Origin of the sequence: Mycolicibacterium doricum (assembly GCF_010728155.1) — a bacterium.
Classification (GTDB): Bacteria; Actinomycetota; Actinomycetes; order Mycobacteriales; family Mycobacteriaceae; genus Mycobacterium; species Mycobacterium doricum.
Genome location: NZ_AP022605.1, coordinates 1,776,063 through 1,799,121 on the forward strand (window position 1 = coordinate 1,776,063; position 23,059 = coordinate 1,799,121).

The 23,059-nt window shown below is 64.9% G+C and carries 22 protein-coding genes; 16 read left to right on the plus strand and 6 right to left on the minus strand.

Features of this window, described 5'->3' with window-relative positions:
* Window positions 1–2: 2 nt before the first annotated feature.
* From G6N07_RS08825 to G6N07_RS08840, 4 genes are all read right to left on the minus strand, one after another.
* Window positions 3–998 (minus strand): ABC transporter permease, encoded by a 996-nt coding sequence (locus G6N07_RS08825; RefSeq protein ID WP_085188800.1) that lies wholly within the window; start codon window positions 996–998, stop codon window positions 3–5.
* Window positions 998–1,876, minus strand: coding sequence for an ABC transporter permease (locus G6N07_RS08830; protein WP_085188802.1), 879 nt, complete (start codon window positions 1,874–1,876; stop codon window positions 998–1,000). The genes G6N07_RS08825 and G6N07_RS08830 overlap by 1 nt, the downstream gene beginning before the upstream one ends.
* Before the next feature lie 125 nt (window positions 1,877–2,001).
* A complete protein-coding gene (locus G6N07_RS08835) occupies window positions 2,002–3,318 on the minus strand; it encodes an NtaA/DmoA family FMN-dependent monooxygenase (protein WP_085188804.1) in 1,317 nt (438 codons plus the stop codon).
* A 39-nt stretch (window positions 3,319–3,357) separates the two neighbouring features.
* On the minus strand, window positions 3,358–5,343 hold the full coding sequence (locus G6N07_RS08840) for a dipeptide ABC transporter ATP-binding protein (RefSeq protein WP_085188806.1): 1,986 nt from the start codon (window positions 5,341–5,343) through the stop codon (window positions 3,358–3,360).
* A 274-nt stretch (window positions 5,344–5,617) separates the two neighbouring features.
* Here G6N07_RS08840 and G6N07_RS08845 point away from each other — a divergent pair, with 274 nt between their 5' ends.
* A complete protein-coding gene (locus G6N07_RS08845; RefSeq protein WP_085188808.1) occupies window positions 5,618–6,103 on the plus strand; it encodes an NADPH-dependent FMN reductase in 486 nt (161 codons plus the stop codon).
* Entirely contained in the window at window positions 6,100–6,600 is a 501-nt protein-coding gene (locus tag G6N07_RS08850) for a flavin reductase family protein (protein WP_099050149.1), read from the plus strand. Before G6N07_RS08845 ends, G6N07_RS08850 begins: the two co-directional genes overlap by 4 nt.
* A gap of 55 nt (window positions 6,601–6,655) precedes the next feature.
* On the opposite strand, the gene G6N07_RS08855 is transcribed toward G6N07_RS08850, so the two are convergent.
* On the minus strand, window positions 6,656–8,296 hold the full coding sequence (locus G6N07_RS08855; protein ID WP_085188810.1) for an ABC transporter substrate-binding protein: 1,641 nt from the start codon (window positions 8,294–8,296) through the stop codon (window positions 6,656–6,658).
* Window positions 8,297–8,472: 176 nt separating this feature from the next.
* Complete coding sequence (locus G6N07_RS20265) at window positions 8,473–8,634, minus strand: hypothetical protein (protein ID WP_235849592.1); 162 nt, start codon at window positions 8,632–8,634, stop codon at window positions 8,473–8,475.
* A gap of 295 nt (window positions 8,635–8,929) precedes the next feature.
* Between G6N07_RS20265 and G6N07_RS08865 the strand changes: the two genes are divergently transcribed.
* The 14 genes from G6N07_RS08865 (at window position 8,930) to G6N07_RS08930 (ending at window position 23,043) form a co-directional block, all read left to right on the plus strand.
* Window positions 8,930–9,370 (plus strand): N,N-dimethylformamidase alpha subunit family protein, encoded by a 441-nt coding sequence (locus tag G6N07_RS08865; RefSeq protein WP_235849597.1) that lies wholly within the window; start codon window positions 8,930–8,932, stop codon window positions 9,368–9,370.
* Window positions 9,367–11,784 (plus strand): N,N-dimethylformamidase beta subunit family domain-containing protein, encoded by a 2,418-nt coding sequence (locus tag G6N07_RS08870; protein WP_099050150.1) that lies wholly within the window; start codon window positions 9,367–9,369, stop codon window positions 11,782–11,784. Before G6N07_RS08865 ends, G6N07_RS08870 begins: the two co-directional genes overlap by 4 nt.
* The gene (locus G6N07_RS08875) at window positions 11,784–12,602 is read left to right on the plus strand and encodes a Rieske (2Fe-2S) protein (protein WP_099050151.1); all 819 of its coding nucleotides are present in this window, start codon (window positions 11,784–11,786) and stop codon (window positions 12,600–12,602) included. The genes G6N07_RS08870 and G6N07_RS08875 overlap by 1 nt, the downstream gene beginning before the upstream one ends.
* Before the next feature lie 23 nt (window positions 12,603–12,625).
* Entirely contained in the window at window positions 12,626–13,408 is a 783-nt protein-coding gene (locus G6N07_RS08880; RefSeq protein WP_235849598.1) for a response regulator transcription factor, read from the plus strand.
* 247 nt (window positions 13,409–13,655) lie between these two features.
* The gene (locus tag G6N07_RS08885; RefSeq protein ID WP_163784149.1) at window positions 13,656–15,248 is read left to right on the plus strand and encodes an ABC transporter substrate-binding protein; all 1,593 of its coding nucleotides are present in this window, start codon (window positions 13,656–13,658) and stop codon (window positions 15,246–15,248) included.
* A 20-nt stretch (window positions 15,249–15,268) separates the two neighbouring features.
* Window positions 15,269–16,201, plus strand: coding sequence for an ABC transporter permease (locus G6N07_RS08890; RefSeq protein WP_244949052.1), 933 nt, complete (start codon window positions 15,269–15,271; stop codon window positions 16,199–16,201).
* An 8-nt stretch (window positions 16,202–16,209) separates the two neighbouring features.
* Window positions 16,210–17,148: an ABC transporter permease gene (locus G6N07_RS08895; RefSeq protein ID WP_085188848.1), complete on the plus strand. Its 939-nt coding sequence runs from the start codon at window positions 16,210–16,212 to the stop codon at window positions 17,146–17,148.
* Complete coding sequence (locus G6N07_RS08900) at window positions 17,148–18,044, plus strand: ABC transporter ATP-binding protein (protein ID WP_085188816.1); 897 nt, start codon at window positions 17,148–17,150, stop codon at window positions 18,042–18,044. The genes G6N07_RS08895 and G6N07_RS08900 overlap by 1 nt, the downstream gene beginning before the upstream one ends.
* Window positions 18,034–18,855 (plus strand): ABC transporter ATP-binding protein, encoded by an 822-nt coding sequence (locus G6N07_RS08905; RefSeq protein WP_085188818.1) that lies wholly within the window; start codon window positions 18,034–18,036, stop codon window positions 18,853–18,855. Before G6N07_RS08900 ends, G6N07_RS08905 begins: the two co-directional genes overlap by 11 nt.
* Complete coding sequence (locus G6N07_RS08910) at window positions 18,852–20,252, plus strand: amidase (protein WP_085188820.1); 1,401 nt, start codon at window positions 18,852–18,854, stop codon at window positions 20,250–20,252. The genes G6N07_RS08905 and G6N07_RS08910 overlap by 4 nt, the downstream gene beginning before the upstream one ends.
* Before the next feature lie 9 nt (window positions 20,253–20,261).
* Window positions 20,262–20,459: a hypothetical protein gene (locus tag G6N07_RS08915; RefSeq protein WP_085188822.1), complete on the plus strand. Its 198-nt coding sequence runs from the start codon at window positions 20,262–20,264 to the stop codon at window positions 20,457–20,459.
* A 25-nt stretch (window positions 20,460–20,484) separates the two neighbouring features.
* Complete coding sequence (locus G6N07_RS08920) at window positions 20,485–21,891, plus strand: amidase (RefSeq protein WP_085188850.1); 1,407 nt, start codon at window positions 20,485–20,487, stop codon at window positions 21,889–21,891.
* A gap of 20 nt (window positions 21,892–21,911) precedes the next feature.
* Complete coding sequence (gene ureE / locus G6N07_RS08925; RefSeq protein ID WP_085188852.1) at window positions 21,912–22,379, plus strand: urease accessory protein UreE; 468 nt, start codon at window positions 21,912–21,914, stop codon at window positions 22,377–22,379.
* Window positions 22,372–23,043 (plus strand): urease accessory protein UreF, encoded by a 672-nt coding sequence (locus G6N07_RS08930; RefSeq protein ID WP_085188824.1) that lies wholly within the window; start codon window positions 22,372–22,374, stop codon window positions 23,041–23,043. The genes ureE and G6N07_RS08930 overlap by 8 nt, the downstream gene beginning before the upstream one ends.
* Window positions 23,044–23,059 lie beyond the last annotated feature (16 nt).

A 23,059-nucleotide genomic window follows, 5' to 3' on the forward strand; every position in this document is an offset into this window, starting at 1 on the left:
CTTCAGAGTGCGACCCTGGGATCAGCGATCGACTGCAGGGCGTCCACCACGGTGTTGGTCATCACATACAACACGCCGGCCACCAGCGTCACTCCCGCTATAGCGTTAAAGTCCGCCTTATCGATGGCCCTGGCGATGTATAGCCCGATGCCCGGACGGGCGAAGATCAACTCAACCAGAATGCAGTTGCCGATCATGACCGCGATCTGCAAACCCATCAGTGCCAGTACCGGCCCGAGAGAATTGCGGGCAGTATGCATGAACAGAATTCGTTTCTCGCCCATGCCCTTTGCACGGACCGTGCGGATATGGTCGCCGTGCATGGTCGTCTCGAGGCTGCTGCGCAGGACCCGTCCCACAGCCACCGCAGGTGTCAGCGCCAGGCAGAAGGCCGGAAGGATGAGGTGATACAAGTCGTCGAAGAAGACCTCCGGCCGCCCGGCCAGCACGCTGTCGAGCAGCAGGAAATGCGTCGGGCCGGTGGGGGCATCGTAATAGGAGGTGGTGCCGGTGACCGGCAGGATATTGAGGTAGCGATAGAACACCAGCATGCCGAGCAAGCAGGCCAGGAACACTGGCACCGACGCACCGGAGATCATCACCACGCGGAGCACTCCCGAACCCCGCCAGCCCTGTGCAGTCGCCAGCCCTAAGAAGAAACCGATGAGCACGGTGAAGATCATCGCGACGAGGAGCAATTCCAGCGTGACCGGCAGGAACGTCGCGATGTCGGAGAGCACCGGGGTGCGGGTCAGACTCGACTGGCCGAGATCTCCTTGCAACGCATTCACCAGGTAGTGCACGAATTGCATCGGCAGCGGTTGGTCGTACCCGAGCTCGTGCCGCGCGGCGGCATACACCTCGGGCGAAGCCTTCGCGCCGACCAACGCAGCCACCGGATCGACCGGTGCCACCTGTTGCAGGGTGAACACCGCGATGACGAGAACGAGCAGCACGGGGATCGCGCCAAGTAGGCGCCGAGGCAAGACGGTCAGCATCAGCGATCCCGGATACGGTCACGGAGCGCATCGCCGGCGAAGTTGGCGACGATCGCGATGAGGGCAACCGCGATGGCAGGCATGATCGGGATCCACCAGGCGCTGAATATGTAGGTGATGCCCTGGGCACTCATGGACCCGAGTTCGGGCGCAGGCTGGGGTGCCCCGAGCCCAAGGAAGGACAGGCTGGCCAGCATCAGCACCAGTGCTGCGATATCTAGGCTCGCGGTCACGATGGTCACCGGTACAGCCCCTGGCAGCAGATGGCGACGCAGTAGCCGCCACCAACTCACCCCACCAACTCGGGCTGCCTCCGTGTGGGGCGACGCCCGCAGCTTCCGGACCTCGGACCGCACGATCCGGGTGTAGAGCGGCCACCAGACGATCGCGACACCGATGAGCGTGTGGGTGTAGGACCGCCCGAGTGCGGCGACCACCGCAAGCGCGAGGATCGGGCCAGGCAGCGCGAGGAACGCGTCGGTCATCCGCATCAGGACCGCGTCGAACCACCCGCCTGCGGCACCGGCGATCAGCCCGATGAGGCCGCCGAACACGACGGCGAACCCGACCACGGCCAGCGCGCCGAACCAGCTGGTCTGCATACCGCACAGGACGCGACTGAGGATGTCGCGCCCGACGGTGTCAGTGCCCAGCAAGTTCGCGGCGCTCGGTGCGGTCATCGGCTTGCCGACCGCGATGAGTGGGTCGAACGGCGCGATCTGCCTGGCGAAGATCGCGACGAAGAACATCAGCGCCAGTGCACCAAAGGCGACGTAACTGGCGATTGAGGTGCCCTGAAAATACTGGCGAGTCGCCAGACCCATGCGACTGCGGTACCGCACGAGTTCTGTCGGTACGTAATACTCCGCGATTGCCATTGACGCTCCTCTGTCGGGGAATGCTCGGCGCCGCACGTTGGATCCGAGTAGACCCGGTCTGGATGTCACCGGGGGTTCGGCGACGTTGCCGAAGAATTACGCCCCCTTGCCGGAAGCCGTGTTGGTTAGAACTCGCGCAGCGTCCGTCGCAGGGTGGTCTCGGTGTACTGAGTCCGAGTCAGCCCGCGGCGCTGCAGTTCTGGCACCAGCCCGTCGGTGATCGAAGAGATATACTGCCGGTTGAGGTCCCAGCCCGGCTTCATGATCAAAAAGCCATCGCCACCGATCTCCTCCATGGCCTCGCCCATCTCGCGAGCAACCGTTTCCGGAGTACCGACGAACTCAATACCGGTGGTGGCCCAGTCGATCGCCAGCTGGCGCAATGTCTTTGGTCCCGGGCTGCCGTCGCCCCGCATGAAATGTTCCAGTGAGCCCCGCTCTCCGTTGGTGGTCAGATCCGCGGGTAGGGGTTCGTCCCAGTCGAACTGCTTGAAGTCGATCTCGGTGTTGGACGAGATACCGACGAGTTGCTTCTCGATGTAGCTGTCGACCGACGTCAGACGTTCGATCTCCGCACGTGCCTCCGCCTCGGTGGCGGCCACCACCGGGGAGACACAGAACATCAGCTTGATGTCGTCGGGGTCGCGCCCTGCCGCTGCGGCACGAGCGCGGATATCGTTGCGGTACTCCCGCATTCCCTCGACACCGGTGCCGACGGCGACGATCGAGTCGGCGGCACGGGCCGCAAATGCCCGACCTCGTGGTGACGCCCCGGCCTGCAGGATAGTCGGCCGGTGCTGCGGCGAAGGCACCGTGTTGAGCGGGCCCCTCGACTTGAAGTACTTGCCGACGAAATCGATTGGGCGCACCTTGCTGAAATCGGCGAAGGTGTGGGTTTCCCGGTCCATTACGACCGCGTCGGCATCCCAGGAGTCCCAGAGCTGCGTGACGACGTCGAAGTATTCGTCTGCGACGTTGTAACGCTCGTCGTGCTCGGGGAGACCGTCCAACCCGAAGTTCTGTGCGGCCCGGTCCTCGGCTGACGAAACGATGTTCCAGCCGAACCGGCCTTCGGCGATCGAATCCACCGTAGAGGCCAACCGGGCCAGCAGATACGGCGGGTAGAACGACGTCGACATCGTCGCCACCACGCCCAGCTTCGAGGTCTTCGCCGCAATCAGCACCGCCAGCGGAATCGGATCGTGTTTGGGCGCGAAGACTGAGTTCTTCAGCGCACCCTCCATGGAGTTTCCGTAGGCGTCGGCCACCATCACGGTGTCTTCGATCATGATGAAGTCGAAGCAGGCCCGTTCCATGCTGCGTGCCATGTCGACGTAGAACTTGCCGTTGGACCAGGTCGCTACATCCGGTGACGCCCAGGGTGAATCCCACTCCGGGGGAATGAAGTTCATGAACCAGCCGAGGTGAAACATCTTCGTCATCGCAATCTCCTCTGTCAGTGGTTGATCGGAAAGCGTGCTTTAGCCGGCGAGCAGCTGATCTGTCTGGCCGTTCGTCAGCAGACACGACGCCAGGTGCCGCGCGGTGTCGTCGGTGGACAGCAGATTCGGAACCCTGCTGTCGCAGCGCTCCACCTTCTCCCGACAGCGTGGATGAAATGCGCATCCGGACGGTATCGACAGCGGACTCGCCGGCTCTCCCGGTAGCCGCACCGGTTCCTTGCCCGGGCTGGGCACCGCCGCCAATAGTGCCTTCGTGTAGGGATGTTTCGGGTCGTCGATCAGTGACTCGGTTGGTGCCAGCTCAACGATCTGACCGAGGTACATGACGGCGATCCGGTCGGCGATGAATCGTGCGGCGGCCAGGTCATGGGTGACGAACATGACGGCCATGCCGAGTTCGCGACGCAACACCTGCAGCAGATTCAACACCGACGCCGCCAGCGACGCGTCGAGCGCTGAGGTCGGTTCGTCGCACAGCAGCAGGCGGGGCGGCACGATGATCGCGCGGGCGAAGGCTACCCGCTGGCGTTGACCACCGGAGAGGCTGGACGCCTTGATGCTGGCCACATCGGGTGGCAGCCCGACTTGGCGCAGCGCGGCATCGACCTTGTCGCGGCGCTCGGTCCGGTTCGTCGTCTTCAGCAGTCGCTCGCCCACGATCTCGCCCACCGACATCCAGGGGGTCAACGACGCGCCCGCATCCTGGAACACCATCTGCGGACGTTCGCCGACATACTTCACGGTGCCGCCGTCCGGGTCCATCAAACCGGCCACCACGCGCAGCAGGGTCGACTTACCAGAACCGGATTCGCCTACCACAGCGACGGATTCGCCGGGGGCCACGTCGAGAATGACGTGACGCAGCGCGTGCAGGCTGTCCTTGCCGAACAGTCCGCGCCGCACTCCGAAGTGCTTGTCGACCCCGTTGACCTGCAAGGCGGGCAGCGTGTCGTCGAGTTCCATCATCGGCGGGAACAGCGGGGTATCCTGACGGGCGTGCGATTCAGCCGTGGCGTCCGACACAATGCAGGCCGCGACGCCGGAATGAGTCCTGGCAGGCGTGGGGTCAGGTATGACGTCTGAGCACGCGACGGTCACCGCCGGGCAGCGCGGCGAGAAGGCGCAACCCTTCGGATGGTTTCGCGGATCCGGCGGCTGACCCGCCAAGGCGCTGATCGCGCGGCCGAGCGGTAGGTCCAGATCGAGCCGGGAGTTTAGGAGTCCGAAGGTGTACGGATGCGACGGAGCCCGCAACACGTCGCCCATCGTGCCCAGCTCGGCCAGTCGACCGCCATAGAGCACCGCGACACGGTCCGCAATTTGGGAGGCCACCCCAATGTCGTGGGTGACGACGATGAACGACGTTCCCAACTCCCTGCACAGATCGCGGAGCAGTGCGAGCACCTGCGCCTGCACGGTGACGTCGAGGGCGGTCGTCGGTTCGTCGGCGATGACCAGGTCCGGCTTGCCTGCAACGGCCATCGCGATCATCACGCGCTGTCGCAGGCCGCCGGACAGTTCGTGTGGAAACGCTTTCATCCTCCGGACCGGGTCTGGCACACCGACGAGGTCCAGCAGCCGTCGAGCCTCATCGGGGTCATCGGTCAGCTCAGTAATCTGTCTTCCGACCCGCATGGTCGGGTCCAGTGATGTCATGGGGTCCTGGAACACCGCGCCGAGGTGGGCCTTACGCACGCGGCGGCGCTCGGCTGGGCTGGCGGCGACCATGTCGATGCCGCACACCTCGGCCTGACCGGAGATCACCGGCGCGGGTTCGCCGGCGAGCAGACCGAGTAGCGCCATCCCTAGGACGCTCTTACCGGACCCGGATTCCCCGACGAGTGCCAGCACCTCGCCGGGCTGGACATCGAGGCTGACACCCCGCAGTGCCTGCAGGGGCATCCCGCGACGCTGGAAGGTGACGTTCAAGTCGGACACCCGGGCGCGCGGTGTCTCCAGGCCCGCTGTCGTCGCGGGTTCGACGTGGTTTGCGTCGATGCTCATGGTGCAGGACCCTCGGTTTCCGGTGGGATGATCCGAATCGGGGAGGGTGGGACCGCGGTCGGCGCTGGCGCGGGTTGCCCAATCGGTATGGAGACAGCAAAGCCCTGGCGTGTGACGGATTTGGGGCGCGTCGATGTCCATCCCATTGCGCCGATGTGCCGCCAGTCGAGCCGGCCGCGGCGCAATCCAAGTTTTACCCCCGGGCGAGGCAGGGGACATTTGCCACTCGTTGACTACAACGGTTGATATAGCTGGCTTATGGAGGTGCGCACACATGACAGTGGTAGTGGTAGGGAATCCGAAGCCGATGTCGCGGACGCGGGCGGCAGCCGAGCTGGTGGCCGAGATGCTGACCGGCACCGGCCCCGAGCAGGTGATCGATGTCGTCGACCTCGGAGCGGGGCTGCTGAGTTGGGGAGATCCAAAAGTCGCCGAGGCGAAGGAGATTGTGAAGTCGGCGGAATCTTTGGTGGTGGCGTCTCCGACGTTCAAGGCAACCTATACCGGTCTTCTGAAACTGTTTTTGGATCAGTTCGGTGCAGGTGAACTCGGTCAGACCACCACGTTTCCGATCATGCTCGGCGGCTCGCTGGCGCACGCTCTGGCCCCCGAGCTGACGCTGCGCCCCGTCCTCGTCGAGATCGGCGCGAGCTGTCCGGCACCGAGCCTGTATCTGATCGACTCGGAGTACGAGACATCACCGGAGCTGGAGAAGTGGCTCGGCATTGCCCGTCGCTTCGCTCCGCAGGTGTCATCATGATCACGGCAATTGACGGCAACTTCGATCAGGCACTGCTCCGGCAGGCCTTCGGTGCGTTCCCGAGCGGTGTCACGGCGTTCTGCGGTCTGATCGAGGGGGTTCCCGAGGGTATGGCGGCCAGCTCGTTCACGTCGGTCTCCCTCGACCCCCCGTTGGTTTCGGTCTGCGTCGCGAATACCTCCACGACGTGGCCGAAGCTGGCCCAGCTCGATCGGCTGGGGCTCAGTGTGCTGGCCAATGAACATGCGCCCGTGGCAAGGTCTTTGGCGTCTAGGACCGGTGATCGGTTCAGCGGCGTCGACTGGACATCGACCGACACCGGCGCGGTGTTCGTGCACGGCTCGACGCTGTGGCTGGAATGCGTGCCGTTCAAGCTCGTCGAGGCCGGCGATCACGAAATCGTGGTGCTGCAGATCGTCGCGCTGGCGGTTTACCCCGATATCGCGCCGATGATATTCCACCGCAGTAACTTCCACGGGCTGGTATCCGCCAGCTGAGCTGAATGCAAAGCGTGCTGCCGGATCAAATCATCCGGCAGCACGCTTTCGTGGTTCAGGCCCGCTTGAGCGCGGGCGGCCAGAAGATTTGCGGGTAGAACGAGTTGCTCTCGATGCCGGACAAGTGCTTGCGCGTGATTGTCGAGTTCGGCGGGAGACACAGCGGGATCCAGATTGCGTCGTCCAGGACTATCTTGCTGCACTGCTCGTAGATGGCATTCATCTGTTCGGTGTTCGGCGCCCGGACGGCCTGGTCCATCAAGCCGTCGAGCTGCGGGTTGGAGTATTGGTAGAAGTTCAACGGTGCGGCACCCGTCCGCAGCAGGATTCGGAACGTGGTGTCGAGGTGCAAGGTGTCGCCACCGAGGAACGTCACCATCAGATCTGGCCTCTTCTCGGACGGCTGGTTCGACAGGTCGAACATCTCAGCCACCGGTAACGCACGCACTGTCACGTCGAGCCCCAGTGTCGCAAGTTGATTTTGGATCAGCTCAGCCATCTGCTGGCGTGGCGCCCCGCCGTCGGCCGCCCAAGCCAGATCTACCTTCTTGGAAGGTAGTGACCCCACCATGGCCTCCAGCGGCCCGGTGTCGACTGTGGCCGGGAACGGGGCCATTGCCGGGGGCAGGGTGGCCTCTGGCCACATCGATTCCTGAACGGTCGCAAGCCCGCCCCAGGCGGTATCGACGATCGTCTTGCGATCAAGGGCGGTAAGCAGTGCCTTGCGTAGGGCCAAGTCGGCGAAGATGCCCGAGTTCGGATTGAGCCAGATGGCCTCGCCGACGCCGCCGATCGCATTGACGACGGTGAATTGCGGATTCTGCTGATAAGCAAGCACATCCGGGATGGCGAAGCCCTTCGATACCAGATCGAAGGCACCGGAGTCGAGCTGCAGTTTCTGGGTGGTGATATCCGGGGTGATGTTGATCCGGATGGATTCGAAAGGCGGCTTGCCGAGCCGGTAGTCGGCAAATGCCGCCAGCGTGTAGTGGCTGCCGGGGACGAACTCGGTGATCGTATATGGGCCGCTGCCGGCGTCGTGAGTCTTCAGCCAGTCCTGGGCCAGGTCGCCACCAACTGCGTTCTTGGACACCGCAGTCGGGCTCACCGCGAAGGGTTGCCATGGACAGGCTAGGTAGTGCATAAATGCGCTGTTGGGCTCCTTGAGCGTGACGACGAACGTGGTGGCATTCGGCGCATCGGTCTTGGCGACACCGGCCACCATGTAGGCCGGTCCCTGGTTGACGTCGGCGCGGCGCTCGAAGCCCTTGACCCAGGACATGGAGTCGGCGGCCGTTCCATCGTGGAACTTCACGCCGGGTTCCAACGTGAACGTGTAGGTCAGTTGGTCGGGGGAGAGCGTCCACGATTTGGCTAGTACCGGGATGATCTCCGCGGAACCGGGCTTGTAGCGGACTAATCCCTCGTAGGCGAACTCCATGAGCTGGGCGCCCTCACCCTCGTACATGATGTCGGGGTCGGGGACCTGCATATCGGCCAGGAACGGCATCTTCAGGGTGAGGGTGTCGCCGCTGCCTGAACCGCCGCCCGCTCCACCGCCTGCGCCGCAAGCGGCCGCGAGTGCCGCCAGGCTGACTCCACCGATGGTGATTCCGCTGGCTCTCAGGAAGGTGCGGCGATCCCAGCCGCCGGTGGGATCGTGCGAATTGCCTATCGGGCGTGTTTTCTGGAACACCAATGCCTCCTGCTTGGGTCATCTTGACCGAGTCACGGCAACTCACTGGCGCGTCTCGCTGATATTAGTGAATCGGTGTTGCGTGACACATCCGCGTCGCGTTGGTGCCTCGTGTATTACGCCGGTTGCCGACGTTGGATGGGGAACACCGGACGGCCGGATAGACACGGAACAAACTAGAACTCCAGTAGATTTTCGCGGAAGGTGCTGTGGTGATAGCCGTCTCGAATCAGTCCCCGCTTGCGCAGAGCGGGGGCAAGCCCGTCGGCGATTTCGGCGATGTTTCGTCGGGTGACTGTCGGAGACAGGAGGAACCCGTCGCCACCGACTTCCTCCATGGCCTCGCCCATCTTCGCCGCGACGGTGTCCGGCGAGCCGACGAACTAGGCCGGCGTGCGTGTCGACGGTGGCGATGGCCTCCCGGAGCGTCTTGCCGCGTGCACCTTCGATGAAAGTGCGCAGCGTGCTCGTCTCTCCGTTACCCCACACGTCGGGGACCTCTTGGTCGAGATCGAACGTCGAAAGTCGAATTCGCCGCCCGAGGTGTAGCTCAGACCCCAATCAGCGTGCCGCCGAAAGATCCGTCATTCACCCGATGGCGCCCACCCACTGGCCCCCATAGCGTGAAACCACATGATCCCCATTCCTCAGGATGACGCCACCCGGCAGAAGATGCGAGAGGCGATCGATGCGAGCGTCGAGGACTTCCACGGGGTACCGGGCTTCTCGGTCGTGCGCACCGAGGGGCCGGGTACCGCCATCGGCGCGCACGGCGGGATCCAGGACGACATGCAACTCGACCGAGTTCTGACCCGGATGCGGATGCAACCTGCAGGTGCCTTCGGCGGCAAGTTCGTGATCATCTGCACCAAGCCCGAGCGGGAATGGCGGATCGCCAAACTCTCCGGCATCCGCGGTGTGCCACCAAAATTCGTCGACGACCGGGTCTTCACCGACGAGCAGGCCGCACAGGCGGAGATCTTCGCGAAGCGGCTGGAGCAGTACCCCGCCGAGGACGGGATGCCGGAGCACTGCACCCCGGCCTGGAAGGCCCGAGGGGAGAACTGGGCATGACGGCCACCGACATCTACCCGGACATGCTGAGACTCACCGGCTATGGCAGCCAGTGGTCGGTCGAGCAGGGTGGCACCGTCGACTTCTTCGTCAACTGCGACGGGTCGACCGCTTACCGCGCAGAACTGGTCAAGCTGATTCACGGCGACACCCATCCGAGCGGACCGGGCTTCAAGGAAGAACTCATCGAGTCACCGGTCAACGGCACCTACCCGGGCCGATCCCAGACCATTCACGCCGGCTCTTACGGCATGGTGCTCGACCGCGGCCCGCTGCGGGTCGACAGCTTCACCCTGCAGTGCTGGATTTGGCCGACCATGCCGACCAAGGTTGACGGGTACTGGTCTCCGGGCGAGCAGATGATCATCGGCAAATGGGCCGAAGGCACAGGTTATGGCCTGTTCCTCGACCTCGAGGGCCGGGTGTGCCTACGGATCAACGACCAATTCCTGACGTCTGCCGAACCGGTTCGCGACCGAGCCTGGCACTTCATCGCAGCCACGTTCGACGCTACGACGGGACGCGCGGTTCTACATCACGAACCGCAAATCCGCTATGCCCTCGATCCGCGACCGGAGCCCGTCGAGAGCACGTTCGACGACTCCATCGCGCACAGCGCGGCCCCGTTCACGTTCGGTGCGCACCCCACCCGGCCCGAGTCAGATGGCGCGTGCCGACAACCGCACGGCTGGGTGATGACCGATCACTACAACGGCAAGATCGACGCGGCGCGACTGTGCTCGCGCGTGCTCACCCGGCTCGAGATCGAGACCATGAAGCTCGGGTCGGCGCCGGGCATGGACGAACGGCGCGGTGTGGGACCGGGACCCGACCTCGGGGCCACCATGGTGGCCGCATGGGACTTTGGCTTGCAGATCCCCACCCGGACGATCGTCGACTGCGGGCCCTATCGGCTCGACGGCGAACTCGTCGGCATGCCCGCCCGCGGCATGACGGGTCACGACTGGAGTGGCGCCCAGACGTCCTGGAAAGTCGATCATCGCGAATATGGCGCGATCCACTTCCACGACGACGACGTGGACGACGCCCGCTGGGACCTGGACTTCACGCTCGCGGTGCCGGACGACCTACCGAGCGCCGTCTACGCCATCAAGCTCAGCACAGACGACGGCGACGAGGACTACGTTCCGTTCATGGTGCGGCCCCCACTGGGCAAGCCGCGGGCCAAGATCGCCGTCATCATGTCGACCATCGACTACATGGCGTACGCAAACGAACACCAGGCGAGCAACTTCGGCAGCGTCGAGGCGCTGCTGTATCGAACGCCGATCCTGCAGCCGCAGAACATCTTTCTTTCTGTCCACCGGGAGTACGGGTACTCGCTGTACGACACCCACAGCGACGGCTCGGGCGTGCACATCTCGTCGCGACTGCGCCCGGTCCTCAACGTGCGGCCCAAGTACGACTCGTGGCTCACCCAGTCGCCGTGGCAGTTCAACGCGGATCTGCACCTCATCGACTGGCTGACGGAACTGGGGTACGAGTTCGACGTCATCACTGACGAGGACATCAGCTACGACGGGCTCGAGCGGATCGAGGGCTACAACGTGCTGCTCACCGGCTCGCACCCCGAGCACAAGGACGCCCATTATCTCGACGCGGTCCACGCCTACAAGGAGCGGGGCGGCCGCCTGATGTACATGGGCGGCGACGGGTTCTACTGGCGGCACACCTTCCATCCAGCCTACGGCCGCGGTGAAGTCACCGAGCTGCGACGCTGCGAGTCCGGCATCAGACCCTGGCAAGCGCAGCCCGGCGAGTACCACCACCAGAGCGACGGCCGGCTGGGTGGCATGTGGCGTTTTCTCGGCCGAGACATGGCAGCCGTCAGCGGAACATCCATGGTGGCGCAGGGATTCGACATCTCGACCTACTTCAAGCGCACACCTGAAAGTGACGATCCCCGAGTGGCATGGGCGTTCGAGGGAATCGATTACGACGACCGACTCGGCGACTTCGGGCTGGTCGGCGGCGGCGCCGCAGGCGCCGAACTCGACACTGTAGACACCACGCTCGGGTCGCCGCCGCACACCTTGCTCGTTGCGACGTCGGCAGGCTTGCACACCGACGCCTACCTCACGGTCACGGAGTTGATCTTGACCAACGCTCCCGGGCACACCGGTACCCAGAACCCGCGCATCCGTGCCGACATGGCGTTCCACGAGACCCCGAACGGCGGCGGGGTGTGGGCGTTCAGTTCCATCTCATACTGTGGCAGCCTCTCGCACAACGGATACGACAACAACATCTCGAAACTGACTTCGAACGTCCTCGACCACTTCATGGCCGACGGACCGCTGCCCGCGCCCGATGCGTCGCAGGTTCGTCCCCGAGGCAGGTTCGAGTCGACCCCGGCGCTTAACTTTCACCTGCCCGAGGAGTCGTCACACTGATGACTCGCGCCGCGGCACGGCCCAACATGCTCTTGGAACCGGTGTCTACGGGCAGGCACGTCAGCGCGGACACCACCGATTGGACCGCGACGTGGGTGTGCGTCGGGTTCGTCGAGCAGCTCACCGAGGTGGGTGCGGTACTGCCCGCGACGATCGGCCATCACGCCGCCCACGTGCGACGGACCGGCGACGGCTTGGTCGCAGCATTCAACGCCAGACCGTTCGGTGGATGCATGTCGATTCCGATGCACTGCGGCAGCACCCGCAACGTCAGATGTCCCCACCTGGCCTGTGCGTTCAGCGCGGACGCCGGGGTGCTTGACCGCAACACCGACCCCACCGGACGCGCACGAGCCGAGTTCGTCGGCGATGGGCGCCGAACCGTCGAGATGCCGCTCGCGCAACGGGGACCGCTGCTGTTCGTGAACGTGACGCTGGAAGAGCCGGTACCGCTGGTGATCCCTGACCCGTATGCGCCGGGGACCCTGGTGCCGGTGGCGGCGGGCTCGCAGCTGGTGCCCGGCAACTGGGTGACGACGCCGCAGCGGGCCGCCTTGGCCGTAGCCAGGGCGCTTGGCACAGACGCCGAGACGAGCGCCGTGCCGCCGAACCTGGCGATGGTGCGTTTCGGAGGAGACACCTTCGCGGCGTTGAGCCGCCCAGCAGGCCACACCCGCAGTACCGTCGTGTGGGCACTGCACCGTGGGCAGCCGACCGACGATCGATGCCTCAGCGATCAGCACCGAACTGTGGGCGACGTCACGGCGGCCTTAACGGCATCGAAACAGATCCCGAACCTTTCCGACGTCCCTTCGTAGTCGACTAGTGGTCAGAGCACTAGATGTCAGTTTGGACGGAGAACGACGAGATGACCCGTGCGGGGATCGACACTCCTGACTTTGCGTCCATCGCCGCCGCGATGGTCTCCGGGGACGCTGAGGTGCGGATCTGCGGCGCGATCGACTTCATTCGTGTCGAGACGGGGTGCGACACCTTTCTGCTCGCCTTCAAGACGCCACGGGACAAAGGGTTCAGCCTCGTCAAGTCGGTCGGCTATTCCGAGGCCGTAGCCCGGCACCTCTCCTCCGACATCCAGTCGATGCCGGAATTCAGGAAGCAGTTCTCCGACCACGACCGCATAACGGACTGGGAGGACGTACCGGAATTTCCCGACTCGTACAGCGGGGCCGAGGTGCTGCGCCCGGAGGGATTCACCAACGGTTTCCTCATGGTGCTGCACGACGGCGCCGGTGACGTGGTCGGCATGTGCCAGGCCAACATGGAACGACCCGAGTTCTCCGCACGCAACCGGTGCATGGTCGAAGCCGCGAGGCCGTTGTTCACCAAGTACGTGACGCGACTGCGGGCCTGCGCGCGCGCCCGACTGACGCCCCGCGAACAGGAAATCCTTGTGCTGCTGAGGGCCGGGATGTCCAACCCCGAGATCAGTGACCGGCTATTCCTTTCGCCGCGCACGGTGAGCACCCATGTCGAGCGGGTGCTGCGCAAGCTTGGTGTGGCCAACCGGGTGGCCGCCGCCGTGTACGCTACGGAACTCGGCCTTGTCGACCTGCAACGGGACATAACTTCGGCGGCCGTGCCGCGGAGCATAGCCGCCCTCTGACCTATCAGTCCGACGCCTGGGTGACCCTCTTCGTCATCCGGGCGGTCGGCACGCCCACATGATGCCCTCGGACACAGCCAAATACGTCGGCTGACGGATGGTAGTGAAGCTCCAGAACCCCTAGCGTGGAGTTCGTTCTCGTCGAATATCGCCGACCACCGGGGTGCAGTGCACACAACGGCTGGTGGCTTCACCTACCCAGAGGACTACGGATGGAGCAAGGACCCGAAACGTGATGCGGCACAAAATGAGGAGTCTCTTCGCGGCGTGCGTGGTCGCCGCGTGCGCCTTCACCGTGATCGCAGGGTGCTCGCGCCCACCCGTGCAGACGGGCAACACGTTCGTCGTCGCCATCGAATCCGAAGCGGACCTTCTCGATCCGCAGGTTGCCGGCGGCTGGGTGTCTTGGCGCATCAACCGGCAGATCTTCGAACCGCTCGTGGACGAGGATCTGACCATCCCCTCAGCCGAGGCCACCATTCCGCCGCTCAAGCCAGGACTGGCCGCGTCATGGGATGTCTCCGCGGACGGCCTCGATTACATATTCCACATTCGCCAGGGTGTCCAGTTCCACGACGGCACACCGCTGAATGCGGAGGCGGTCGAGTACAACATTCGTCGGATGTGGGATAAGGAGTCCCCGATATATTCCGCCAAGGCGGGTGGTCAGACCAGCTTCGTCTGGAAGTTCGTGGAGTCGGTCGCCAGCGTCGACGAGTACACGCTAAATGTTCGTCTTAAGCAGCCCTTCTCGGAGTTCCTGCGAATGCTCACCCAGGGTGGCAACGGGTCGACGGCCATCATGAGCCCCACCGCGCTCGAGGCCTATGGCGACGACATCGCTGATCACCCAGTGGGCACCGGACCGTTCAAGTTCGCCGAACGTATCCGGGGCGAGCGCATCGACCTGGTACGCAACGACGACTACTGGGGCAAGGTGCCCTACATCGACGGCGTGGTGTTCCGGCCGTTGCCCGACCCGTCGGCGCGGACGGCGGCGCTGCGGTCCGGTGACGTCGACATGATCGCGGTACCGAACCCCGACAGCATCGACAATCTCGTGGCCGAGGGATACCAATTGTCGGAGGGCATCCCGCCGCACAGTTGGTATCTGTCGTTCAACATGAAGGATCAGTACACCTCGATCCCCGAGGTGCGCCAGGCGATCAACCTGGCCATCGACCGGGAGGGCATGGCGCGCGATCTGCTGCGCGGCTCGGTGACTCCCGCCTATGGGGTCCAAGCAATGTCGGCCGGCGGATACGTCGAGCGCAGGGATGCCTACGAACGAAATCTGGACGAGGCCCGGCGGCTACTGGCGTCGGTGGACCTGCAGGATGGATTCCAGACCACGCTCATCACGTCCACCGATGGCTCCGGGCAGATCATGCCTGCGCAGATGGCCGAGTTCATTCAGCAGAACCTCGCGGAGATCGGCATCGAGGTGGCCATCCAAACGCAGGAATGGATCTCGTATCTTGGGGTCTGGGCGCGCGGGATGCAGGACGGCGTTGGGATGGCTCAGATGTCTTGGGGCATGACCAGCCCCTACTGGCTCTACATCGCGACATCCTCTGAACTGCAAGCACCTGACGGCCCCAATGTCGGCTACTACTCCAATCCGCAGCTCGACGAAGCCATGAACAATGCGATCACCGCGCTCGATCCCGCCAAAGCCGACGAGTATTGGCGACAGGCCAACAACATCGTCAGCGACGACCACGCGTTGGCCCCGATCGTCAATGACAAGGCCCCCTACATGCTGGCCCCCTATGTCTCCGGTTTCGTCTCGGCCAGCGAAGAGTGGTACGACCTGACCGAAGTGAGGCTGGAACAATGACCCGGGTAGTCGGGACTCGCTTGGGCGCAACGCTAATCGTGTTGTTCGGGGTCAGTCTCATCGTGTTCCTGCTGTTGCAGATGGTGCCGGGCGACCCGGCTGTGACCATCCTCGGGACCGGTGCAACGGCCGAGACCGCAGCAGCCCTGCGGACCGAGTTGGGGCTGGATCGGGCGCTGCCCGTGCAGTTCTTCGACTATCTCGGCGGGCTGCTGCAGGGTGACCTCGGCCGGTCCCTGACGGTCAACGCCCCCGTCACTGACATCATGGTGCCGCGGTTCGCGAATACTCTGATCCTCACCGGCGCCGCGCTGGTGCTGTGCATCGTGATCGCCGTGCCGCTAGGTGTCATCGCCGCCCACAAGCAGTACAGCATCTTTGACCGTGCCTCCATGGTGATCTCACTGGCCGGCGCGAGCGTCCCGGTGTACTGGTTCGGGCTGCTGCTGATCGGAGTCTTCTCCATCAGCCTGGGCTGGTTGCCGACCTCCGGTATGTACAGCCCACGCTTTCCCGGCGGATTCGGCGATCTACTGGCACATCTCATCCTGCCGGCCGTCGCGGCGGCACTGGTCCCGCTGGCGGTGATTGCCAGGATGACCCGCAGTGTGATGGTCGACATCCTCCAGCAGGACTACATTCGCACGCTGCGCGCCTCAGGATTGTCGACCACCTCAGTGCTGTGGCGCCATGCCCTGCGCAACGCGCTGCCGCCGATCGTCAACATCGTCGGTCTACAGGTGGGCTACCTGCTCGGTGGCGTGGTGTTCGTAGAAGTCGTCTTCGGTTGGCCGGGTCTGGGCCAGCAGCTGTACACCTCGATCACCCAGCGCGACATCCCCGTGGTGCAAGCCGGTGTGCTGTTCATCGCGCTGGCCTTCGTGATCATCAACCTCTTTGCCGACACGGCGGTCGGCCTACTTGATCCGCGGACGAGAAGGGCGGCGCACTAATGAGTGCGATGACGGATGTGGTCGGTATGGGCCGCTCGATGATCGGCGCCGGCAAGACGTCGGCGAGCGGGCACGCGCCCTCCGAGGGGAAAGCTCCGAAACCACCGTGGAAGTTGGCTGTTCGCGCATTCAGCCGCGACAAGTGGGCCGTGGCGTCGATGATCATCCTGGTATTGATTGCGCTGGCAGCCATCTTTGCGCCACTGCTGACCCCGTACAGCCCGGTCGCGGGTGATCCAGTGAACCGGCTCGCGGGCCTCGGCACCGACGGCCACCCCCTTGGCCTGGACGGTCAGGGCCGCGATATCTGGACCCGGCTGCTCTACGGCGGTCGCAACTCGCTGACGGTGGCGGTGGTTCCGGTACTGGTGGTGTTCCCGCTGGCGTTGTTGATCGGCCTGTTCGCCGGCTTCCAGCGCAGCCGCGCCGGGGAAACCCTGATGCGGGTACTGGACGTGTTGTTCGCATTCCCGCTCGTGCTGCTCGCAATCGCCTTGTCGGCGGTGTTGGGTGCGGGCCTTGGCAATGTGATGCTCGCCATCGGGATCACCCTCGTGCCGTACATGGCCCGGGTCGCCTACACAGCCACTGTGCAGGAATCCTCCAAGGACTATGTGGAGGCGGCCCGCGCCTACGGCGCGAACCCGTTGCTGTTGATGTTCCGCGAACTCATGCCGAACGTCGTCGTTCAACTGCTGGTGTACGCAACCACCCTGTGCGGCCTGATGATCGTGGTGGCATCCGGGCTGAGCTTCCTCGGGGTCGGCGTGGTCCCGCCCACCCCGGACTGGGGCATCATGACCGCAGATGGCAAGAACGTGCTCCTCGAAGGGATCTACCACGTCGCGACCATCCCGGGTCTTCTCATCCTCAGCGTCTCGCTGGCCTTCAACCTCATCGGCGATGGTGTCCGGGACGCACTCGACCCGAGGAAGCAGACCAGCTGATGACCACTCACAACGCACTCGATGTCAAGAACCTGTCCGTCGACTTCCACACCGATGGCGGTGTGGTGCACGCAGTCAAGAATGCCAACATCAGCGTCCAGGAGGGCGGAATACTGGGACTGGTGGGCGAGTCGGGCTCGGGGAAGTCGGTGACCTCGCTGGCGGTGCTGCAACTGCTCACCAACCGTGCCGAGATCACCAGCGGCGAGATCCTCTTCCGCGGTGAGAATCTCCTCGACAAGACCGACAAGGAGATGCGTGCCATCCGTGGTCCGCACATCGGATTGGTTTCGCAGAACGCACTGTCGGCATTGGATCCGTCGTTCACGGTCGGCGCGCAGCTCATGGAGGTCATCCGGCTGCACCAGGGCGTGGACAAGGCATCAGCCAAGGCCAAGGCGCTAGAGGTTCTCGACCTGGTCGCGGTGCCCGACCCCAAGCGACGGATGAAGTCCTATCCGCACGAGTTGTCCGGCGGTCAGCGCCAGCGCGTCGTCATCGCCATCGCGCTGTCGTGCCGGCCGGAACTGCTCCTCGCCGACGAACCGACCACCGCGCTGGACGCCACAGTGCAGAAGCAGATCCTCGATCTGCTGCTCGACATAAACCGCGAACTCGGTACGTCGATCCTGTTGGTGACCCATGACTTCGGTGTCGTCGCCCACGTCTGCACCGACGTGACCGTCATGCGCCGAGGTGACGTGCTGGAGTCAGGAACCGTCGACCAGGTGCTGACCAAGCCGGCACACCCGTACACCCAGGGGCTGATGCGTGCGGTCCCGCGGTTGCGCCTCGATGACGCCACCCGCTCGGTGGCGCGCGCCGACCGGCGACTGTTCGAGTTCCATGGCGAGACCAGCGCGAACTCTGCGAAGGAACAGCAATATGTCGCTTGACAATCGGTTGATCCGGGTGAAGGACTTGAAGAAGGTGTTCTCCGTGCGCGGCGAGGACGGCAAACGCGCCCAATTCGTCGCCGTCGACTCCATCAGCTTCACCGTCACACACGGCGAAACGTTCGGTCTGATCGGTGAATCCGGCTCTGGCAAGACGACCACGGGCCGTATGGTGATGGGTCTCGAGACGCCGACGTCGGGGTCGGTGACCTTCGATGGCAATGAGCTCGTCGGCCTGTCCGATCTCGACTTGCGACGCTACCGTCGGCAGATCCAGATCGTGTTCCAGGACTCTGGATCGGCGTTCAACCCGCGCCGCAGCGTCGGAGCGCAGATTTCGTATCCGCTCAAGCTTTTCCGCACCGCATCACCCGCCGAGGCCAGGAACAAGACACTCGCCCTCCTGGACCGGGTGGGGATGCTGCCGTCGCACTACGACCGCTACATTCACGAGTTCTCGGGTGGGCAACGCCAACGGCTCGGCATCGCCCGTGCCCTGGTCACCGACCCGGACTTCGTCGTCCTCGACGAACCGACCGCAGCCCTGGACGTGTCGGTGCAGGCACAGATTCTGAACCTACTCAAAGACCTTCAGCGCGAACGCAAGCTGACGATGCTCATGATCACCCACAACCTCGCTCTCGTGGAGCACATGTGTGAACACGCAGGAGTGCTCGATCACGGGAAACTTGTCGAGGCCGGCCCTGTCGATCGCCTCCTGACGAATCCGGAAACAGACATCACCCGCAAGCTCGTGGATGCCGTACTCGAACCAGAACTGGCCGGAGCAGCCATGATGGGGGACCGATGACCGAGACTTTCACTGATCGGACGGCGAGCAGCCAGACCTTGCAGGATCTCGATCCCGTCGACTCCGTCCGCGGAGCCCTGGCGCGGATCTCGCAGACCGAGGACAAGATCGAGGCGTTCGCCGCCGTCTTCGCCGAGGAGGCCCTTGCTGTCGCGCAACAGCAGCGAGAAACCGGGCCGACGGGACCTCTGTGGGGCACTCCCGTCGTCGTGAAGGACATCTACGATGTCGGCGGTTACCGCACCGGCAACGGTTCCCTCGGCGCTCCGGAACACCTGGCGGCAGCGGATTCCGAGGCGGTGCGCAGGCTACGGGCGGCCGGGGCGATCATCGTCGGTAAGACCGCCACGCACGAATACGCCTACGGGGTCAACACTCCGCCAACGCGTAATCCGTGGTCGCTGGACCGTATTCCCGGCGGCTCCAGCGGTGGCACCGGTGCCGCTATCGCCGCCGGAGTGACGACGGCGGGGCTCGGCACCGATACCGGTGGATCTATCCGCATCCCCGCCGCGCTGTGCGGAGTCACCGGTCACAAGCCGACGTTCGGCATGGTGAGCCGACGCGGGGTCAGTGCGCTGAGTTTCACCCTGGACCACACCGGGCCACTGGGCCGCACCGTCGACGACACCGTGGCACTACTGGAAGTCATCGCCGGGCACGATCCAGGCGACCCCTATAGCAGCACCGCCCGCATCCCAGATTTCCGCAGCGAATTCGCCCGTGGGCTCGAGGGCTTGACGATAGGCGTCGCGGAACCGTACTTCTGCGACCGGCTCACGCCTGACGTGGCCGCCACCTTCGTGGCCGCGGTACGCACCCTGGAGGCCGCGGGCGCCATCATCCGCCAGGTCAGGTTCAACGACGTCGAACTGTGCCCTGAGGTGGTGCACGTGGTCTGCGGGGTCGAGGCCGCCGCGTGGCACTCGATTCAGACGGGGATGAGGCCGGAAGAGTTCGGTACGGACGTTCAGAGGGCGTTGGCCGTCGGGGCGGCCTACACAGGCGTGGACTATCTCGCCGGTCTACGCGCCCGCGCCGCTGTCATCGCCGGAATGACCGCGATGTTCGACGGGGGTGTCGACCTGCTGGTGTCGGCGACCGTCGCGATGACCGCGCCACCCTTTGGATCGACCGAAGTCGACTTCGGCGGCACCACCGTCCCCATCCTGGACGGCATCAACGCACTGACCGTGCCTGCCAACGTGACGGGGATGCCGACGTTGACGGTACCGGCGGGATTCGGCAGCGACGGCCTTCCGATCGGTCTGCAGTTGATGGGCCCACCCGGCGCGGACGCGACGGTACTGGGTGCCGGGCGGGCTTTCGAATCGCTCGCCGGATGCGTCGACAAGCCGCTTCCCGCTCTGCCTCACATCACCAAACCAACGAATTAGGGAGAACCCATGTCCGTCAGTGAATTCGTCCCCTCGGAGGCAGCCATGGCCGCGGCCTTCGACTACGCCGGGCTGACCGTGCCACCCGAGCGGTTGACGGCGAACTACCAGATCTACTCGTCGACACTCGCGCTGATACGACGGGCCTCCGTGGAGGGACTTGGCGAGACCGTACCGGCCGTCGGCTTCAATGCCCGCTGGCAGTGACTACAAGACCACGAAAGGCACACCCATGGAACTGTACGAACTGCCGTTGCTCGAGGTGGCGGCGAAGATCCAGGCCAAGGAGGTCTCGCCGGTAGAGGTCGTCAAGTCGTCGCTGGCGCGGCTCGAGGAGACTGAGCCCACCCTGACCGCATTCGTCACCACCACACCGGAGATCGCGCTCGAGCAGGCAAGCATCGCCGAGAAGGTGATCGGTGAGGGCAACTACCGCGGACCGCTGCACGGCATCCCGCTCGGCGTCAAGGATCTCTACGACACCGCCGGCGTGAAGACCACCTCGAGTTCGGCGCAACGCGCGGAGCACGTGCCCGACGTCGACTCCGTCTCCGTCGCGAAGCTCTACGACGCCGGCATGATCCTGATCGGCAAGACCCACACCCACGAATTCGCCTACGGGGCAACCACGCCGACCACCGGCAATCCCTGGGCGCCGGACCGCACACCGGGCGGTTCCAGCGGCGGCTCGGGTGCCGCGGTCGGGGCGGGCGTAGTGCCCGTCGCGCTGGGCAGCGACACCGGCGGTTCGATCCGCATACCGGCGGCGCTGTGCGGCACCGTCGGGTTGAAGCCGACCTATGGACGTGCCTCCCGCGTCGGGGTTGCCTCGCTGTCGTGGTCGCTCGACCACGTCGGACCGTTGAGCCGCAACGTAGTAGACGCAGCGCTGGTGATGGCCGCGATGTCGGGCTACGACCGGCGCGATCCGGCCACTGTTGACGTGCCCGTACCCGACATGGTGAGCCAGATCGGCGCTGGGGTCGCGGGGAAGAAGATCGGCATCCCCGTGAACTTCTACACCGAGCAACTCGACCCCGAGGCGGCAGCGGCCGCCACGACCGCCGCCACACTCTTGGAAAGCCTTGGGGCGGAGCTGGTCGAGGTCACAATCCCCATGGCCGACCTCATCTTGGCCACCGAGTGGGCCATCATGATGCCCGAGGCCGCCGCCTACCATCAGGATTACCTGCGCACGTCACCGGAGAAGTTCACCGACGAAGTCCGTACGCTGCTCGAGACCGGGGCCGCGCAGCTGGCCACCGATTACGTCAACGCGCTCCGGCTGCGTACCTCGATGCAGGCGGCGTGGAAGCAGATGTTCTCCGCGATCGACGTGGTGCTGGCACCGACCGTCGTAGGGCCCGCGACCCTGCGTGCCGATCCGTTCATCACCTGGCCCGATGGCACCGTGGAGGGTGCCACGGGTGCGTACGTCCGCTATTCGGCGCCGGCCAACATCACGGGGCTACCGGCGCTGTCGGTGCCCGCCGGCTTCACGTCCGAAGGGCTGCCGCTCGGCGTGCAGATCCTCGGGAAGCCGTTCGCTGAGCCCGAAATCCTGCAGGTCGGCTATGCGCTGGAACAGTATTCGGACAATGTCGGCAAGATCGCACCAGTGCTCGCCGGAGCCGCGTAGTGGGCGGTGCGACCTCGCCGATGGCGACGGGTCCGCAGATCCTCGACGGCATCGTCGGGTGGGTCTCCGACGGTGCCGTCGCCGCCCGGCTGCACGAACTGCGTCACCGGCACGCCGTGGAATACGTGCATCTCGACGTCCAGGATCTCGACCGTAGACGGCTTCGCGTCACCTCGGACGCAGGTACCGAATACGCAGTGGCGCTGCCACGAGATGCCGCACTCGCCGACGGAGCCGTCCTGCTCCTCGAAGCCGAACGCGCCGTGGTGGTGCGCGCCGGCGCACCGCGGACCATGACGCTACGGGCCGCCGACCTGCCGGCGGCACTGCGGCTGGGCTTCCTTGCAGGGCACCTGCACTGGAAGACCGATCAACACGAGGGCATCCTGGTCGTCCACCTCGAAGGGCCGGAATCGGCCTACGCCGCGCGGATCGGCGACCTACTGGCGAGCGGCAGGGTCGAGTGGGTACGGCGGGCCCATGACTGAGCCCGCCCAGCTGCTGGCTGCCATCAGGTTCGGCGACACCGGCTTTCCTTCCGGCGGGTTCGCGTTCTCGGCGGGGTTGGAGGGGTCCTACCGCGACGGCCTGGTGCTCGGCGAGGAGGACGTCAGCGCCTTCGCCACCGAACAGCTGGAGGGCCGGTGGCACGGGTGTGACCGGGTGCTGATGCGTCGAGCCTGGACGGCGGAGGATCCGTCCGTCGTCGACGCCATGGCCGAGGCGATCGCCACCATGTCGGTGCTGCGAGAGGCGTCCCGGCGTGCCGGTGCGGCGACCCTCGCCACGTTCGCGGCGGTTCTCGAACCCGCGTCCAACAACGCGGTGGCCAACTACCGGGACCGGGTGCTTGCCGGGTCCGCGCTCGGACACCTGTCGGTGGCGCACGCGGTGTGCCTGCGGGCGGCGGACCTGACGCTGAAGACCGCGGAAACCGTCGTGGCGTGGCAGGTTGTATCGGGCATCACCGGTGCGGCACTGCGTCTCGGGATCGTGGGGCACCTCGGCGCGCAGCGCATCACCACCGGCCTGACTCCACTGATGCTCGATCTGCTGGGCCGTCAGCCCCACAGCACCCCCGCCGCATTCACCGCCTACGCCGAGATTGCCGCCCAACGCCGCGGCGACGGCGCGCGCCTGTTCGCCAGCTAGTTTTCCGCGAGTAATA

Excerpts from the sequence above, each read along its gene's own strand:
- G6N07_RS08885 (WP_163784149.1), top strand. The coding sequence starts at position 13,656 with ATGAGGAGTCTCTTCGCGGCGTGCGTGGTCGCCGCGTGCGCCTTCACC.
- G6N07_RS08840 (WP_085188806.1), bottom strand. The coding sequence starts at position 5,343 with ATGAGCATCGACGCAAACCACGTCGAACCCGCGACGACAGCGGGCCTG.
- G6N07_RS20265 (WP_235849592.1), bottom strand. The coding sequence starts at position 8,634 with ATGGAGGAAGTCGGTGGCGACGGGTTCCTCCTGTCTCCGACAGTCACC.
- G6N07_RS08865 (WP_235849597.1), top strand. The coding sequence starts at position 8,930 with ATGATCCCCATTCCTCAGGATGACGCCACCCGGCAGAAGATGCGAGAG.
- ureE (WP_085188852.1), top strand. The coding sequence starts at position 21,912 with ATGGCGACGGGTCCGCAGATCCTCGACGGCATCGTCGGGTGGGTCTCC.
- G6N07_RS08900 (WP_085188816.1), top strand. The coding sequence starts at position 17,148 with ATGACCACTCACAACGCACTCGATGTCAAGAACCTGTCCGTCGACTTC.
- G6N07_RS08845 (WP_085188808.1), top strand. The coding sequence starts at position 5,618 with ATGACAGTGGTAGTGGTAGGGAATCCGAAGCCGATGTCGCGGACGCGG.
- G6N07_RS08830 (WP_085188802.1), bottom strand. The coding sequence starts at position 1,876 with ATGGCAATCGCGGAGTATTACGTACCGACAGAACTCGTGCGGTACCGC.
- G6N07_RS08930 (WP_085188824.1), top strand. The coding sequence starts at position 22,372 with ATGACTGAGCCCGCCCAGCTGCTGGCTGCCATCAGGTTCGGCGACACC.
- G6N07_RS08880 (WP_235849598.1), top strand. The coding sequence starts at position 12,626 with ATGTCAGTTTGGACGGAGAACGACGAGATGACCCGTGCGGGGATCGAC.
- G6N07_RS08850 (WP_099050149.1), top strand. The coding sequence starts at position 6,100 with ATGATCACGGCAATTGACGGCAACTTCGATCAGGCACTGCTCCGGCAG.
- G6N07_RS08870 (WP_099050150.1), top strand. The coding sequence starts at position 9,367 with ATGACGGCCACCGACATCTACCCGGACATGCTGAGACTCACCGGCTAT.
- G6N07_RS08915 (WP_085188822.1), top strand. The coding sequence starts at position 20,262 with ATGTCCGTCAGTGAATTCGTCCCCTCGGAGGCAGCCATGGCCGCGGCC.
- G6N07_RS08895 (WP_085188848.1), top strand. The coding sequence starts at position 16,210 with ATGACGGATGTGGTCGGTATGGGCCGCTCGATGATCGGCGCCGGCAAG.
- G6N07_RS08835 (WP_085188804.1), bottom strand. The coding sequence starts at position 3,318 with ATGACGAAGATGTTTCACCTCGGCTGGTTCATGAACTTCATTCCCCCG.
- G6N07_RS08920 (WP_085188850.1), top strand. The coding sequence starts at position 20,485 with ATGGAACTGTACGAACTGCCGTTGCTCGAGGTGGCGGCGAAGATCCAG.
- G6N07_RS08905 (WP_085188818.1), top strand. The coding sequence starts at position 18,034 with ATGTCGCTTGACAATCGGTTGATCCGGGTGAAGGACTTGAAGAAGGTG.
- G6N07_RS08825 (WP_085188800.1), bottom strand. The coding sequence starts at position 998 with ATGCTGACCGTCTTGCCTCGGCGCCTACTTGGCGCGATCCCCGTGCTG.
- G6N07_RS08910 (WP_085188820.1), top strand. The coding sequence starts at position 18,852 with ATGACCGAGACTTTCACTGATCGGACGGCGAGCAGCCAGACCTTGCAG.
- G6N07_RS08875 (WP_099050151.1), top strand. The coding sequence starts at position 11,784 with ATGACTCGCGCCGCGGCACGGCCCAACATGCTCTTGGAACCGGTGTCT.